Source organism: Afipia sp. GAS231, from assembly GCF_900103365.1.
In the GTDB taxonomy this organism is placed as follows: Bacteria; Pseudomonadota; Alphaproteobacteria; order Rhizobiales; family Xanthobacteraceae; genus Bradyrhizobium.
In genome coordinates this window covers 1,120,548-1,134,014 of sequence record NZ_LT629703.1, presented here as the reverse complement: position 1 = coordinate 1,134,014, position 13,467 = coordinate 1,120,548, and the positions used below count along the sequence as shown (strand labels likewise).

At 63.1% G+C, this 13,467-nt stretch carries 13 protein-coding genes; 9 read left to right on the top strand and 4 right to left on the bottom strand.

Features of this window, described 5'->3' with window-relative positions:
• Positions 1-100: 100 nt before the first annotated feature.
• Entirely contained in the window at positions 101-1,306 is a 1,206-nt protein-coding gene (locus BLS26_RS05410; RefSeq protein WP_092509099.1) for a TrmJ/YjtD family RNA methyltransferase, read from the top strand.
• Here the strand turns inward: BLS26_RS05410 and BLS26_RS05405 are convergent.
• Positions 1,303-3,207: a bifunctional diguanylate cyclase/phosphodiesterase gene (locus tag BLS26_RS05405; protein WP_092509097.1), complete on the bottom strand. Its 1,905-nt coding sequence runs from the start codon at positions 3,205-3,207 to the stop codon at positions 1,303-1,305. The genes BLS26_RS05410 and BLS26_RS05405 overlap by 4 nt on opposite strands.
• A gap of 220 nt (positions 3,208-3,427) precedes the next feature.
• Entirely contained in the window at positions 3,428-4,090 is a 663-nt protein-coding gene (locus tag BLS26_RS05400) for a TetR/AcrR family transcriptional regulator (protein WP_092509095.1), read from the bottom strand.
• 228 nt (positions 4,091-4,318) lie between these two features.
• Here BLS26_RS05400 and BLS26_RS05395 point away from each other — a divergent pair, with 228 nt between their 5' ends.
• From BLS26_RS05395 to cynS, 7 genes are all read left to right on the top strand, one after another.
• Positions 4,319-4,861, top strand: coding sequence for an OsmC family protein (locus BLS26_RS05395; protein ID WP_092517655.1), 543 nt, complete (start codon positions 4,319-4,321; stop codon positions 4,859-4,861).
• Positions 4,862-4,909: 48 nt separating this feature from the next.
• Entirely contained in the window at positions 4,910-6,034 is a 1,125-nt protein-coding gene (locus BLS26_RS05390) for an acyl-CoA dehydrogenase family protein (RefSeq protein ID WP_092509093.1), read from the top strand.
• Between the two features lie 51 nt (positions 6,035-6,085).
• Positions 6,086-6,964 (top strand): sulfurtransferase, encoded by an 879-nt coding sequence (locus tag BLS26_RS05385; RefSeq protein ID WP_092509091.1) that lies wholly within the window; start codon positions 6,086-6,088, stop codon positions 6,962-6,964.
• A gap of 109 nt (positions 6,965-7,073) precedes the next feature.
• A complete protein-coding gene (locus BLS26_RS05380; protein ID WP_092509089.1) occupies positions 7,074-8,459 on the top strand; it encodes a CmpA/NrtA family ABC transporter substrate-binding protein in 1,386 nt (461 codons plus the stop codon).
• Positions 8,460-8,625: 166 nt separating this feature from the next.
• Positions 8,626-9,465: a nitrate ABC transporter permease gene (gene ntrB / locus BLS26_RS05375; RefSeq protein ID WP_092509087.1), complete on the top strand. Its 840-nt coding sequence runs from the start codon at positions 8,626-8,628 to the stop codon at positions 9,463-9,465.
• 5 nt (positions 9,466-9,470) lie between these two features.
• A complete protein-coding gene (locus tag BLS26_RS05370; protein ID WP_092517654.1) occupies positions 9,471-10,397 on the top strand; it encodes an ABC transporter ATP-binding protein in 927 nt (308 codons plus the stop codon).
• Positions 10,398-10,464: 67 nt separating this feature from the next.
• Positions 10,465-10,953: a cyanase gene (gene cynS, locus BLS26_RS05365; RefSeq protein ID WP_092509085.1), complete on the top strand. Its 489-nt coding sequence runs from the start codon at positions 10,465-10,467 to the stop codon at positions 10,951-10,953.
• 100 nt (positions 10,954-11,053) lie between these two features.
• On the opposite strand, the gene BLS26_RS05360 is transcribed toward cynS, so the two are convergent.
• The gene (locus tag BLS26_RS05360; protein WP_092509083.1) at positions 11,054-11,866 is read right to left on the bottom strand and encodes an oxaloacetate decarboxylase; all 813 of its coding nucleotides are present in this window, start codon (positions 11,864-11,866) and stop codon (positions 11,054-11,056) included.
• Between the two features lie 119 nt (positions 11,867-11,985).
• Between BLS26_RS05360 and BLS26_RS05355 the strand changes: the two genes are divergently transcribed.
• Positions 11,986-12,939, top strand: coding sequence for a LysR family transcriptional regulator (locus tag BLS26_RS05355; protein ID WP_092509081.1), 954 nt, complete (start codon positions 11,986-11,988; stop codon positions 12,937-12,939).
• Positions 12,940-13,019: 80 nt separating this feature from the next.
• Here BLS26_RS05355 and BLS26_RS05350 read toward each other — a convergent pair whose 3' ends face one another.
• A complete protein-coding gene (locus BLS26_RS05350) occupies positions 13,020-13,343 on the bottom strand; it encodes a DUF1476 domain-containing protein (RefSeq protein WP_092509079.1) in 324 nt (107 codons plus the stop codon).
• Between the last annotated feature and the right edge of the window lie 124 nt (positions 13,344-13,467).

Genomic DNA, 13,467 nt, shown 5'->3' with positions numbered 1-13,467 from the left:
GCGGTGCTTTGCGAAAGCGGCGGGATCATCAGGTTTTGAATCATTCGCTTCGCGCGTTGATTCAAAATCTTTGCTCGTTGAATCAGAAAGTGAAGTGAGAATGTCCGGTTCGGGCACCGATAAAACCAAGTCTGGTTTGGACTTAGCCGGACCTGTTGTGATTCTTGTCGAGCCGCAGCTCGGCGAGAATATCGGCATGGCCGCGCGCGCGATGGGCAACTTCGCACTCTCGCGTTTAAGAATAGTCAATCCTCGCGACGGCTGGCCGAACATCGCGGCGCAACGCGCGGCGGCCGGCGCCGACCAGATTCTGGAACAGGCCCAATTGTTCGACACGGTCGAGCAGGCGGTCGCCGATTTGACGCTGCTGTTTGCCACCACCGCCCGTGCCCACGACCAGGCCAAGCCGGTGGTAGCACCAGCGGAAGCGGCCGGCGAAATCGCCGTGCATGTCGCCGGCGGTGGCGGGGTCGGCATCCTCTTCGGCCGGGAGCGCTACGGACTCCAGAACGAGGAGGTTGCACTCGCCAACCGGATCATCACCTTTCCGGTCAATCCGGGCTTTGCGTCGCTGAACCTGGCGCAGGCGGTGCTCTTGATCGGCTATGAATGGTTCAAGCGCTCGACCGGCGGCGCCTTGCCGTTCGCGATGCCCGAACATTCCGAGCGCGCCTCCCAGCACCAGATGCAGGCCTTCTTCGATAATCTGGTCCGGGAACTCGACAAGGTCGAATTCCTGCGCCCGGCGGAAAAGCGCGAGACCATGCTGGTCAACCTGCGCAACATCTTCACCCGGATGGATCCGACCAAGCAGGACATGCATACTTTGCATGGGGTTGTTATGGCGATTGCCGAAGGCCGCAAGGGACCGGCCAAGGGCGGCGTCCTCGATGGCGAACAGGCGACCCGGCTTCGGGCGCTGCTGGCCGAACACGGGCAGGGTGCGACCGCACCGGGCGATAATAGCACGGTCCGCGGGCTGGCCCGGCTGTTGCGGCGGAACCCGACCGATGCCGAGCGGATCCTGTGGCAGGCGCTGACCCGCGATCGCCGGTTTGCCGGGCAGTTCAAACGGCAGACGCCGGTCGGCCGCCACATCCCCGATTTCGTCTCCTTCGTGCACCGGATCGCGATCGAGCTGGTCAACGCCAACGAGTCCGACGCCATCGTCGCCGACCGCGCCGGCCGCAGGGCCTGGCTGGAAGCGCGCGACTATCGGGTGGTCGAGATGGCGGTCGCCGACGTCGAGCGCGATCTCGACGCCGAGCTGGGGCGGCTCGAAGCGAGCCTGCGCGAGGAAAGCTAGCCGGTCTCCAGGTCGGCAAAGGGGGCGTCGAGGTACGCCGCGAGTTCTAATTCCGGCAACGGCGGCGAATAGTAGTAGCCCTGGACCTCGAAGCCCCCGAGGTGCAGCAGTGCCGCAAGTTCCTCTGATGTTTCGACACCTTCGATCACGCAGCCCAGTCCCATGTCCCGGCTCAGCGCGATCAGCGACTTGACGATCTTGTAGCTCGCCGGTCGTTCGTGCAATTGCGTCACGAAACTGCGGTCGATCTTGATCTTGGTCAGCGGCAAAGCATGAAGCTGGCTGAGGCTCGAATAGCCGGTCCCGAAATCGTCCAGCGAGATGCCGCAGCCGAACGTCTGGAGGCTGTTGATCGCCGAGCGCGCCTGCTCGAAATCGCGCATGATCGCGGTTTCGGTGATTTCGAAGTCGATACGTTTGGGATCGAAGCCGCTCTTGAGGATGATCCCGATGATCCGGATCACGCCTTCGGGCGAACTGATGTCGTGGTTCGAGAGGTTGAAGGACAGCCTGATGTCGTCGGGCCAACGTGCGGCCGCGGTCAGCGCCTTTTCCAAGAGAACGCGCGTCAGGCGGCTGACGATGCCGGCGCGCTCCGCAACCGGAATGAACTGGTCCGGCGGGACGCGGCCGAGCGTCGGGCTGTTCCAGCGCGCAAGGGCCTCGAAGCTGACCGTCTTTTCCGACCGGGCATCGACGATCGGCTGGAACACGACAGCAAGCTCGTTGCCGAGGTCGGCCGCGCGCAAGGCGCGCTCGATCTTGCCGTTGCGGTGGATCTCGGCCTCATGTGCGGTCGAGAACAGCACGGCATTGCCGCGGCTGGTTCGCTTGCCGTGATAGAGCGCGTAGTCGGCCTGCTCGAACAGGTCGGTCGCATTGGAAGCCAGTTCGGGAAAAACCGTGAAGCCGACCGATCCCGATATCTGCACGGTCGCTTCCGTCAATTCGAAGGTCTTGCGCAAGGCCGTGCAGATTATCTCACCTCGCTTCAGCAGCTCCTCGTCGTCGACCTGCTTTGCGATCAGCGCGAATTCGTCGCCGCCGAGACGCGCCACATGCGCATCGCCACAGGCCTCGGCCAGTCGTTGGCCGACGGCGATCAGCAACTTGTCGCCGACGGCGTGACCGTAGATGTCATTGACCGGCTTGAAGCCGTCGAGGTCGAGAACGCCGACGGCGAGCCGATAACCGTGTGCTTCGGCCGCCACGAATTCCTCATCGAGCCGGGCGAAGAACTGGCGCCGGTTTGGCAGGCCGGTGAGACTGTCGAGGTTAGCCAGATGAAAGTTCTCGTTGCTCAGAGCCTTCAGGCTGGTCCGGCCATCGACCATCCGGGCGAAATCCCGGTAGTTGGCCTGCAGGATAAACATCATGGCGATGGTGACGAGCAGGGCGTTCACCGCCATCGCCACGAACGTCAGGTTGCCCGACGATCCGAAGAACGCGATGAAAACGATGTTGGCGCAAATGGCGACCGTAAAGGCCGCCGGACGCAGATGCATCAGGCTGAAGATGCAGGCGATCACCGTGATCGCCATGTAGAATGCGACATGGGCGCGGGCGAGCGCGTCCCCGTAAGGGGACAGGCCGAGCGCCCAGGCGCTGAAGGCGATGGTGAGGATGCTGGTCAACCGGTTGGTTTGGGTCAGCGCGCGCAGCGCGATCTCGTGGGTCGGGACCACCGACCTTGATCGCCACCAGCCGATCACGCGAATCCCGCACAGCGCGGTGAAGAGCGCCGGGCAGTAGATCGTCAGCCAGACCGGTGCGTCGGAGTAGTGCGAAACCGCCAGCGCCCAGGTGTTGGTGAGCAGGATGAAGTACATCAGCGGCAGCTGACGCGAAAACGCCCGGTACTGCGCCTTTAGCAGTTCGGGGTTGTTCCGCGGCACCGACATGAAGTCGCGAATTTTCGTAAAAATGTCTTAGCCAAACATCACGCTGTCCCGGAACCGATCGATAAATCCGGGGCTACCATCGCGCTTTTCGACCCATGATCTCTTAAGCCGCGGGACAGTAAAAATACGGGATGCGTCGTTCTGGTTTCCGAGAGGTGTTCCGGAGCCTGCCGGCATTCGCTGGCGGCCGGCCGCTATCGCTCGCTATGGCTAACGATTCTCAAACGGCGACGAGTTGTGTGGCGCCGCTGCTGCGTTTCGGCTTACTTGCCTTCGAAGGCCCGAACAGGTTGCCGGCGGCAAGGCCCGCGATATCGGCGACGGTCGGATCGCGCGTCACCATTGCGGCGACGATGGCGCCGTCGATCAACAGCGCGAGTTGATGCGCCAGCATTTCCGGTTCGCTTGCGCCCATTTCACCGGCGAGTCGTTCGATGTGCGACAGCACGACCTTCTTGTGCTTCAGCGCGATGGCGCGGAATTGCTTGGCATCCTTGTCGTGCTCGCCGACCGCGTTGATGAAAGGGCAGCCATAGAAACGCTCTTCGGCGAACCATTGCTTCAACGCGGGGAAGATCCGCGCCAGTTTCGCCTGCGCGTCGCCGCCACCGGTCTCGATCGAGGCGATGAACCATTCGCGCCATTGCTTGCCTTCGCTCTCCAGCACGGCGTGCACCAGGTTGGTCTTCGATCCGAATAATTTGTAGAGCGTGGTCTTCGCGGTGCCGGCTTCGTTGATGATGGCGTCGATGCCGGTGGCGTTGATTCCGTACCGGCAGAACAGCCGCGTCGCCGCGTTGAGCAGCCGCCCGCGCGCTGATTCCTCGTCGCCTGCAGCGTGCGCCGCCGCGACCGGTTTCTTCTTCGCAACTGATTTGGCCATGCGCGCCAGTTAATCGAACCGCAGCGCAATCATCAAGCAGCATCTTTGCGCTCAAATTAATCGCGTTGCCGCGGCAATTGCATCGCGCTTGTGCAGCGCGGCGCTGATCGATTTTCGGGCAGCCGGCGCTAAGCGGCGAGAGGAATTCGGCTTTTGACAAAGTGAGGCTCTGGCACGCTTCATGCAGGAAACAGACCGTTCGGTATCCTACCCCTAGGGAGAGAAATGATGACCGCGGTCGCTCAAAAAACAGTACTCACAGGCTGCCTGGCTCCGATCGACAAAAACGGGCTGGAACAGCTGATTGCCAACGGCAAGGCCAATCCGAAGGTCATCAAGACCTTGAAGTGCAAGACGGTGGCGGAGGGCAAGTTCCGCCACGCCAACTACATCCGGAATCTCGCGCCCTATATCGTCGACGAGCCGCCGGGCCTGCTCGGCGACGACACCGCGCCCAATCCGTCGGAAGCCTCGCTCGCCGCGCTCGGCTCCTGCCTCGCGGTCGGCCTCCATGCCAACGCGGTTCACCGCGGCTGGACCGTCAACAAGCTCGAACTCGAGCTCGAAGGCGACCTCAACATCACAGCGGTCTGGGGTACCGGCGACGTCAGCGAGAAGCCGGTCGGCTTCACCGATGTCCGCGTCAAGGTCGACATGGAATGTGAGGGCGTTCCGAAGGCCGAGATCGATGCGCTGGTGGACCACGTCAAGAAGTGGTCGCCGGTCGCCAACACCTTTACGCGCCCGGTCAATCTCGAAGTCAGCGCTTAGGCCGTCACAACGGCCACCACAACAGGTCAACGGGGTGCGGAGGGTCTCATGGGTTCACTGGCGGTATCCAGGCTTGCGGTTGACGACGACCTGCCATCGGCATCGATCGCCGATCAGGTCGCCGTGATCGCGCGCAAGAACCTTGCACCCCAGGCGGCGGCGATCGATGAAGGCACGATCTATCCCGACGAGTTGCTGCGACGGCTCGGCGATGTCGGGGCCTGGGGCAGCCATCAACCCGAGGATGGCGCGGCCGATCTGCGTTGCGCCATTCAGTCGATGGCGGCGCTCGGCGAAGTCTGCGGCGCGACCGCCTTCATGGCGTGGTGCCAGAACACGCTGGTCTGGTACGCGTCGAACTCCGACAATCCCGCGCTCGTCGCCAAATTTACCGACAAGTTCGCTTCAGGGCAGATTCTCGGTGGCACCGGTCTCTCCAATCCGATGAAGAGCTTTTTCGGCATCGAGAAACTCAAACTCAAGGGCCGCAAGGTCGAGGGCGGATACATCGTCAAGGGCGCGCTGCCCTGGGTGTCCAATCTCGGGCCCGACCATTATTTCGGGACCATCTTCGAACGCGAGGATGAGCCGGGCGGCATCGTGATGTTCCTGGCCGATTGCTCCAATCCCGCGATCACCCTGCAGCCGTGCAAACCGTTCCTCGCGATGGATGGCACCGGCACGTATGGCGTCCAGTTCCGCGACGTCTTCGTGCCGGATGAGTTGATTTTGGCGGAGCCTGCCGGGCCGTTCGTCAAAAAAATCCGCGCCGGTTTCATCCTGCTGCAGGCCGGCATGGGGCTCGGCCTGATCAAGGATTGCATCCAGATCATGGACGAGGTCGACGCGCCGCTCGGCCACGTCAACCGCTATCTGCCGCAACAACCAGTCCAGTTTCGTGAGCTGCACGCCGAATTCGAGAAGGAGACGATGGCGCTGGCGCGCGATCCCTACAATGCCGACGACAGCTACTGGCGCCGTGTGGTGGCGCTGCGGCTTCGCCTCGGCGACGCCAGCGTCGCGGCCGCGCACGCGGCGATGCTCCATTGCGGCGCGCGCGGCTACCTGAAGAGCCATCGCGCCCAGCGCCGGCTGCGCGAAGCCTATTTCGTCGCCATCGTCACCCCCGCCACCAAGCAGCTTCGCAAGATGCTGGCAGGAGACGAACACTAGAGGATTTCGGATCCACCCCAACTAGCAACCCCAAAACAGGAGAGGCCTGCCATGACGGACGTGCTGATTTCTGCCGGTGAACTCGCCGAATTCTTGAAAAAAGAGCCGTGTGTCGTGATCGACACCCGTAATCCCGACGCCTACGGCGCCGGACATCTTCCCAACGCGGTCAACGTCCACGAAATCTTCACTTACCTTGCGACCTCGACGCCGGAAGGCATGGCCGAACTGAAGACGAAATTCGCCGATGCCTTCGGCGCCGCCGGATTGTCCGGCAAGGAGACCGCGGTCATCTACGAACAGTCGATGAATTCCGGCTTCGGCCAGTCCTGCCGCGGCTATTACCTGCTCATCATGCTCGGCTATCCCAAGGTCAAGGTACTGCACGGCGGCTACGACGCCTGGGCGGCCGCCGGACTGCCGGTGACGAAAGACGTGCCGTCGCCGGTAAAGGCGTCGTTCTCGATCGTGCCTGAGGCCGGCGACATCCTGATCGATGCCAAGACCATGCTGGCCGCCGTCGGCAAGCCCGGCATCGCGCTGCTCGACGTGCGCGATATCGACGAATGGATCGGCGAAAGCTCCTCGCCCTACGGCAAGGATTTCTGCCCGCGCAAGGGCCGCATCCCCGGCGCGGTCTGGCTCGAATGGTACCGCATGATGAAGCCGACCGCGGAAGGGCCGCGCTTCAAGTCCAGGAACGAGATCCTGGCGGAATGCGCCACAGTCGGGATCACGCCGAACACGCCGGTCTATCTCTACTGCTTCAAGGGCGCGCGTGCCTCCAACACCTTCCTCGCTTTGAAGAACGCCGGGGTGAAAGACGTCCGGATGTATTTCGGCTCCTGGAACGAATGGTCGCGCGATCCGTCGCTGCCGATCGAGGAAGGCCTGCCGACGGATGCCCGGATAACAGGCAGAGCGGCATAAAACGTGCATGTTTCCCACGGCCCGGCCAGCAAAGGCCGGGCCGTGATTCCACGACCGGATCGCGGCGGAACGGGACTTCCGCCGCGCCGGTGTGACAAAGGGGCGCAGCATGTCCACCTTCGATGATCCGTTCGACTCCGACCGCGAATTGTCGCGCGCCGGCTGCGTCTGCGGCCAGCATCGTTCCGCGGCCGAACATGAGCATGCGACGCTGGCGTTGCGTTGCGAGCCGGTGGAGAGCGAGGAGAAACGTTACGAAGGCGTGGTCGCCTCCGCCGTGGTGCGCGCGATGTTTCCCAGGGATGCCGCGCGCCGCGCCTTCCTGAAATCGGTCGGCGCCTCGACGGCGCTGGCCGCGATCTCGCAATTCTTTCCGATCAAGACCGCGACCGAGGCATTCGCCGAGGCGGGTGCGCCGGAGAAAAAGGATCTCAAGGTCGGCTTCATTCCGATCACCTGCGCCACGCCGATCATCATGGCGTCACCGCTCGGCTTCTATGCCAAGCAGGGCCTCAATGTCGAAGTGGTGAAGACCGCCGGCTGGGCCGTCATTCGCGACAAGACCATCAACAAGGAATACGACGCCTCGCACATGCTGGCGCCGATGCCGATCGCGATCTCGCTGGGGCTCGGCGCGCAGCCGATCCCGTTCGCGGTGCCGGCGATCGAGAACATCAACGGGCAGGGCATCACGCTCGCCATGAAGCACAAGGACAAGCGCGATCCCAAGGACTGGAAGGGCATGAAGTTCGCCATTCCGTTCGACTATTCCATGCACAACTACCTGCTGCGCTACTACCTCGCCGAGCACGGCCTCGATCCCGATACCGACGTGCAGCTCCGTTCGGTGCCGCCGCCGGAAATGGTCGCCAACCTGCGCGCCGACAACATCGACGGCTTCCTCGCGCCCGACAACATCTGCCAGCGCGCGATCTATGACGGCGTCGGTTTCCTGCACATCCTGTCGAAGGAAATCTGGGACGGCCATCCCTGCTGCAGCTTTGCGGCGAGCAAGGAATTCATCACGGGATCGCCGAACAGTTTTGCGGCGCTGACGCGCGCCATCGTCGACGCCACCGCCTATGCCTCGAAGGCCGAGAACCGCAAGCAGATCGCGGAGGCGATCGCGCCGGCCAATTATCTCAACGCCCCGGTCACCGTGCTGGAGCAGGTGCTCACCGGCACCTATGCCGATGGTCTCGGCGGCATCAAGACCGACGCCAAGCGCGTCGATTTCGATCCGTTCCCCTGGCAGTCGTTCGCGGTCTGGATGCTGACCCAGATGAAACGCTGGGGCCAGATCAAGGGCGATGTCGATTACAAGCAGGTCGCCGAGCAGGTCTATCTTGCGACCGACACCGGCAAGGTCATGACCGAGATGGGGCTGACGCCGCCGTCGTCGTCGTACAAATCGTTCTCGGTGATGGGCAAGACGTTCGACCCGACCAAGCCCGACGACTATCTCGCCGGCTTCAAGATCAGGAAGGTGACGTGAGGGCGGGGACGCAGCTACACTCTCCGCTGTCGTCCCGGCGAACGCCGGGACCCATACGCCGTGTTGCCTCTTTTGGGCATGATGTCAGAGGCCTTCCTTCACTACTAACGCTGCGGAGTATGGGTCCCGGCGTTCGCCGGGACGACTCGTTGAGAGGCCTTGGGCGATGACTTTCTCACTTCGCTTCCGCGCAGCCGTGGTGTCGATCGCGCTGTTGGCGGCGTTCCTCGGCATCTGGCACCTCGCCACGCGCTCGACGTCAGCCGTTGCCACCATGACGCCGGAATACGCCAAGCTGATGGGGCTGACGGCAACGCAGGGCAAATCGGCGATGCCGGGCCCGCTCGATGTCGGCGCCAAATTGTGGGAGCACCTGAAGCGGCCGTTTTACGACAACGGCCCGAACGATAAGGGTCTCGGTATCCAGCTCGGCTATTCGATCGCGCGTGTCGGCCTCGGCTATCTCTTGGCCGTGATCGTCGCGATCCCGCTCGGCTTCCTGATCGGCATGTCGCCCTTGATCAACAAGGCGCTCGATCCGTTCATCCAGGTGCTGAAACCGATCTCGCCGCTGGCCTGGATGCCGCTCGCGCTCTACACCATCAAGGATTCCAGTATCTCCGCGATCTTCGTGATCTTCATCTGCTCGGTGTGGCCGATGCTGCTCAACACCGCCTTCGGGGTCGCGGCGGTGCGCAAGGAGTGGATCAACGTCGCGCGCACGCTGGAGGTCGGTACCGTCAGGCGCGCCTTCACCGTGATCCTGCCGGCCGCGGCGCCGACGATCCTGACCGGCATGCGGATCTCGATCGGGATCGCGTGGCTCGTGATCGTCGCGGCCGAGATGCTGGTCGGCGGCACCGGCATCGGCTACTTCGTCTGGAACGAGTGGAACAACCTCTCGATCACCAACGTCATCATCGCCATCCTGCTGATCGGCGTCGTCGGCATGCTGCTCGACCAGGTGCTGGCGCGGTTCACGCGCATGGTTACGTTTCCGGAATGAATGCGATGTCCGACAAGTTCATTTCCATCGAAGCCATCGCGCGGCGCTATCCCGGCGTGGATGGGGCGACCACCACCATCTTCGAAAATCTGTGGCTGTCGATGGGCCGCGGCGAATTCGGCTGCGTGATCGGCCATTCCGGCTGCGGCAAGACCACGGTGCTGAACATCCTGGCCGGCCTCGACCAGCCGAGCGAGGGCACGGTCATTGTCGACGGGCAGGCGATCGAGGGCACCAGCCTGGACCGTGCCGTCATTTTCCAGAGCCACGCGCTGCTACCGTGGCGCACGGTGCTCGGCAACGTCGCCTATGCCGTGACCTCGAAATGGCGCAACTGGGACCGCGCCAAGGTGAAGGCGCATGCGCAGACCTTCATCGACCTGGTCGGGCTGACCGGCTCCGAGCACAAGCGTCCGTCGGAGCTGTCAGGCGGCATGAAGCAGCGCGTCGGTATTGCCCGCGCGCTCTCGATCACGCCAAAAATCATGCTGATGGACGAGCCGTTCTCGGCGCTCGACGCCCTGACGCGGGGCACGCTGCAGGACGAGGTGCGCCGCATTTGCCTGGAGACCGGCCAGACCGCCTTCATGATCACCCACGACGTCGATGAAGCGATCTATCTCGCCGACAAGATTTTCCTGATGACCAACGGCCCCGGCGCGGTGCTGGCCGAGATCGTGGAAAACCCGCTGCCCAAGGACCGTGGCCGCATCGATCTGCACCGACACCCCTATTACTATGCGCTGCGAAATCATATCGTCGATTTTCTGGTCAGCCGCAGCAAGACGTTCACCGCAACGGTCACCAGCCACGATCCGCGCAACGTGCCGATGGTGCGCCCGGGCCTGCCGGATTTGGCGATTGCGTCGGGATCGGATGATTCAAAACAGGCGTCATGGCCGGGCTTGTCCCGGCCATCCACGTCTTCTTGAATGAGTGAAAAGACGTGGATGCCCGGCACAAGGCCGGGCATGACGGGTTTTGTTAAGGGAGAGAGACATGAAACGCGAAGACCTCACCGAAAAGCTGCTCGACATCAAGCGCGAGAAGGGCTGGAGCTGGAAGCATATCTGCGAAAAGATCGGCGGCTATTCCGAGGTGCTGATAACAGGCGCCATTCTCGGCCAGATGAAACTGACAAAACCGCAGGCCGCCAATGCTGGCGAACTTTTCGGACTGTCGACGTCCGAGACCGCGATGCTGAACGAAGTGCCGATGCGCGGCACCGGCACGCCGATGCCGCCGACCGATCCCTTGATCTACCGTTTCTACGAAATGGTGATGGTCAACGGCCCGGCCTGGAAGGCGCTGATCGAGGAGGAATTCGGCGACGGCATCATGTCGGCGATCGACTTCGACATGGTGATGGAGCGCGTCGCCAATCCGAAGGGCGACCGGGTCAAGATCTCGATGTCCGGAAAATTCCTGCCGTACAAGTATTACGGCGCCAGTGGCAACGTGCCGGAGTATGGGTTCAAGGAAGAGTAGAGGCCCCTTCCGTCATTGCGAGGAGCGCAGCGGCGAAGCAATCCATCTTTCCCCGTGCGGAGATATGGATTGCTTCGCTGCGCTCGCAATGACGATCCAACTACTTGAACGCCGCCCGGACTTCCTTCACCGGCGCCATGTCGCGGACAAACGTGAAGGCGCCTTGCTCCTTCATCTCGTGCGCGCTTTTCAGGAAGGCGGCGAGCGCATGGCGCGCCATCGCGCCGCCGACGCTGATGCGCTTGACGCCAGCGGCCGAGAGCTGATCCACCGTCAGCGTCGGATCGGCGAACCCCATCACCAGATTGAACGGTTTTGTCACTGAGGAGACCACGGTACGAATGGTGCCGATGTCGTGCACGCCCGGCGAATACAGCACGTCGGCCCCGGCGGCCTCGAACGCCTGTAGCCGCTTGATGGTGTCGTCGAGGTCGTTGCGGCCCCACAGCAGGTTTTCGGCGCGCGCGGTCAGCGTGAACGGGAACGGCAACGCGCGCGCGGCGTCGACGGCGGCCTGCACGCGCTCGACCGCGAGCGAGAACTCGTAAATCGGCTTGTTGCGGTCGCCGGTGGAATCCTCGATCGAGCCGCCGACCGCGCCGGCCTCGGCGGCGCGCGCAATCGCTTTCGCCGCAGTCTTCGGATCGTCGGCGCCGCCATTTTCCAGGTCGGCGTTGACGGGCAGGTCGGTCGCCTCCGCGATCACCCGGCAATTGTCGATGATGGCATCGAGGCTGACAGTGCTGGTGCCGAGCATGTTGGCGAGGCCGAGGCTGGTGGTCGCGAGCGCCTCGAACCCCATCGCCGCGAGCAGTTTGGCGGTCCCGGCTTCCCAGGGATTGGGGATGATGAAGGCGCCGGGACGCGCGTGCAGCGCGCGAAAGGCTTCGGCTTTTTGCATCTGTGTTCGCATCGTTCTGCTCCGCTGAATTTCGTTGTCCGTTCTGACTGGCGGCGAAACTAGCGACCTTCCGGATATCAGCCAAATCTGTTATTTTTCTCGATATCATCAGCTTTTTGCATGGGTCTGACATGGACAGCGACGCGCTTGACACCTTTCTCACGGTGCACCGCCGCGGCGGAATCTCGAATGCCGCGAAAGCGCTGCACCGGTCGCAGCCGGCAATCTCGCGGCGCATCGCGCTATTGGAGCAGGAGCTCGGCGTGCCGCTGTTCGAGCGGATCGCGGGGCGTACGATGCTGAGCGACGCGGGCAGGGTGATGGTGCCCTACGCCGAGCGCGCGGTCGCCGCCGCCCAGGATGCCGAGAATGCGGTTCGCGCGCTGGCGCAGTCGAATTCGGGACCGGTCGCGCTCGCCGTAGTCGGCACGCTCGCCGGCGGCCGGCTGTCGGCGATTCTGAAACGTTTCGCGGCCGAGCATCCCGCGGTCGAACTGAGCTTGCGCACGGCAACCAGCGCGGAGGTCAGCGATCTGATCCGGCGCGGTGAGGCGACGATCGGCCTGCGCTACGATCGCGACCGTTCGCGCGATCTCGATTGCGATCTGCTGTTTGCCGAAAGGCTGCAGGTGGTGTGTGCGCTGGACCATCCGCGTGCCGGCCGCCGCGTCGCGAGGCTTGCCGATCTGCGCGCCGAACGCTGGATCGCTTTCCCGCTGGTGCCGGGGCGGCGCGAGATCACGGCGTCGCACGTCTTCGCGCTGTTCCAGACCCATGGCCTCGGCGAAGTGGACTGGACGCCGGTCGACAGTCTGACCGCGCAGAAGCGGCTGGTCGAAGCCGGCCTTGGCATCGCGCTGCTGTCGGAAAGCAACGCCGCCGAGGAGCTTCAGCATGGATCGATCGCGACCATCGGCGTCCGCGATCTCAAGGCAAGCCATGACGTCGTCACCGTGACCCGGCGCGGCGGCTTTCTCAGCGCAGCCTCGCGCCGGTTACTGGAGATCGTTCGTGGGGAATATGGCGCGGCTGAGACTTCGCCGTCATTGCGAGCGAAGCGAAGCAATCCAGACTTCCTTCGCTAAAAGCTGGATTGCTTCGTCGCTGCGCTCCCTTGCACAAGCGCTTCGCGTTTGTTGCAGGCAATGACGGATGAGGCGGCGCCTTACGTCCCCGCCTTCACCTGCGTGACCGCCACTGCCATCAGCTCATCCATCTTGAGGCGGATCTGCTGCTCCGTGAGAGCAACGCCCTTGGCCGTGAGATCGCCCATCACCTTGCGGAACACGTCGCCGTCGCCGGCTTCCTCGAAATCGGCGGCGACCACTTCCTTGGCGTAGGCGGTGGCGGCGTCGCCGGTAATTCCGAGCTTTTCGGCCACCCACTGTCCGAGCAGTTTGTTGCGGCGCGCCTCGGCCTTGAACTTCAGCTCCTCGTCGAGGGCGAACTTCTTCTCAAAACCCTCCTCGCGCTTGTCGAAAGTGGTCATTTTCTGCGGTTCCAATCCCGGCAAATGGTAAACGCGGTCGCGTTGCGGCGGCCCGCTCGCACACCTAGATAGAGGTGGCGAATCGGCAAAACAACGAGCCGTTAAGCCGCAGGGCAACCGGTAT

Bases quoted from the DNA above. Each gene is read 5' to 3' on its own strand.
- BLS26_RS05355 (WP_092509081.1), top strand. From the start codon at position 11,986: ATGGACAGCGACGCGCTTGACACCTTTCTCACGGTGCACCGCCGCGGC.
- BLS26_RS05400 (WP_092509095.1), bottom strand. From the start codon at position 4,090: ATGGCCAAATCAGTTGCGAAGAAGAAACCGGTCGCGGCGGCGCACGCT.
- BLS26_RS05360 (WP_092509083.1), bottom strand. From the start codon at position 11,866: ATGCGAACACAGATGCAAAAAGCCGAAGCCTTTCGCGCGCTGCACGCG.
- cynS (WP_092509085.1), top strand. From the start codon at position 10,465: ATGAAACGCGAAGACCTCACCGAAAAGCTGCTCGACATCAAGCGCGAG.
- BLS26_RS05405 (WP_092509097.1), bottom strand. From the start codon at position 3,207: ATGTCGGTGCCGCGGAACAACCCCGAACTGCTAAAGGCGCAGTACCGG.
- BLS26_RS05385 (WP_092509091.1), top strand. From the start codon at position 6,086: ATGACGGACGTGCTGATTTCTGCCGGTGAACTCGCCGAATTCTTGAAA.
- BLS26_RS05350 (WP_092509079.1), bottom strand. From the start codon at position 13,343: ATGACCACTTTCGACAAGCGCGAGGAGGGTTTTGAGAAGAAGTTCGCC.
- ntrB (WP_092509087.1), top strand. From the start codon at position 8,626: ATGACTTTCTCACTTCGCTTCCGCGCAGCCGTGGTGTCGATCGCGCTG.
- BLS26_RS05370 (WP_092517654.1), top strand. From the start codon at position 9,471: ATGTCCGACAAGTTCATTTCCATCGAAGCCATCGCGCGGCGCTATCCC.
- BLS26_RS05395 (WP_092517655.1), top strand. From the start codon at position 4,319: ATGACCGCGGTCGCTCAAAAAACAGTACTCACAGGCTGCCTGGCTCCG.
- BLS26_RS05380 (WP_092509089.1), top strand. From the start codon at position 7,074: ATGTCCACCTTCGATGATCCGTTCGACTCCGACCGCGAATTGTCGCGC.
- BLS26_RS05410 (WP_092509099.1), top strand. From the start codon at position 101: ATGTCCGGTTCGGGCACCGATAAAACCAAGTCTGGTTTGGACTTAGCC.
- BLS26_RS05390 (WP_092509093.1), top strand. From the start codon at position 4,910: ATGGGTTCACTGGCGGTATCCAGGCTTGCGGTTGACGACGACCTGCCA.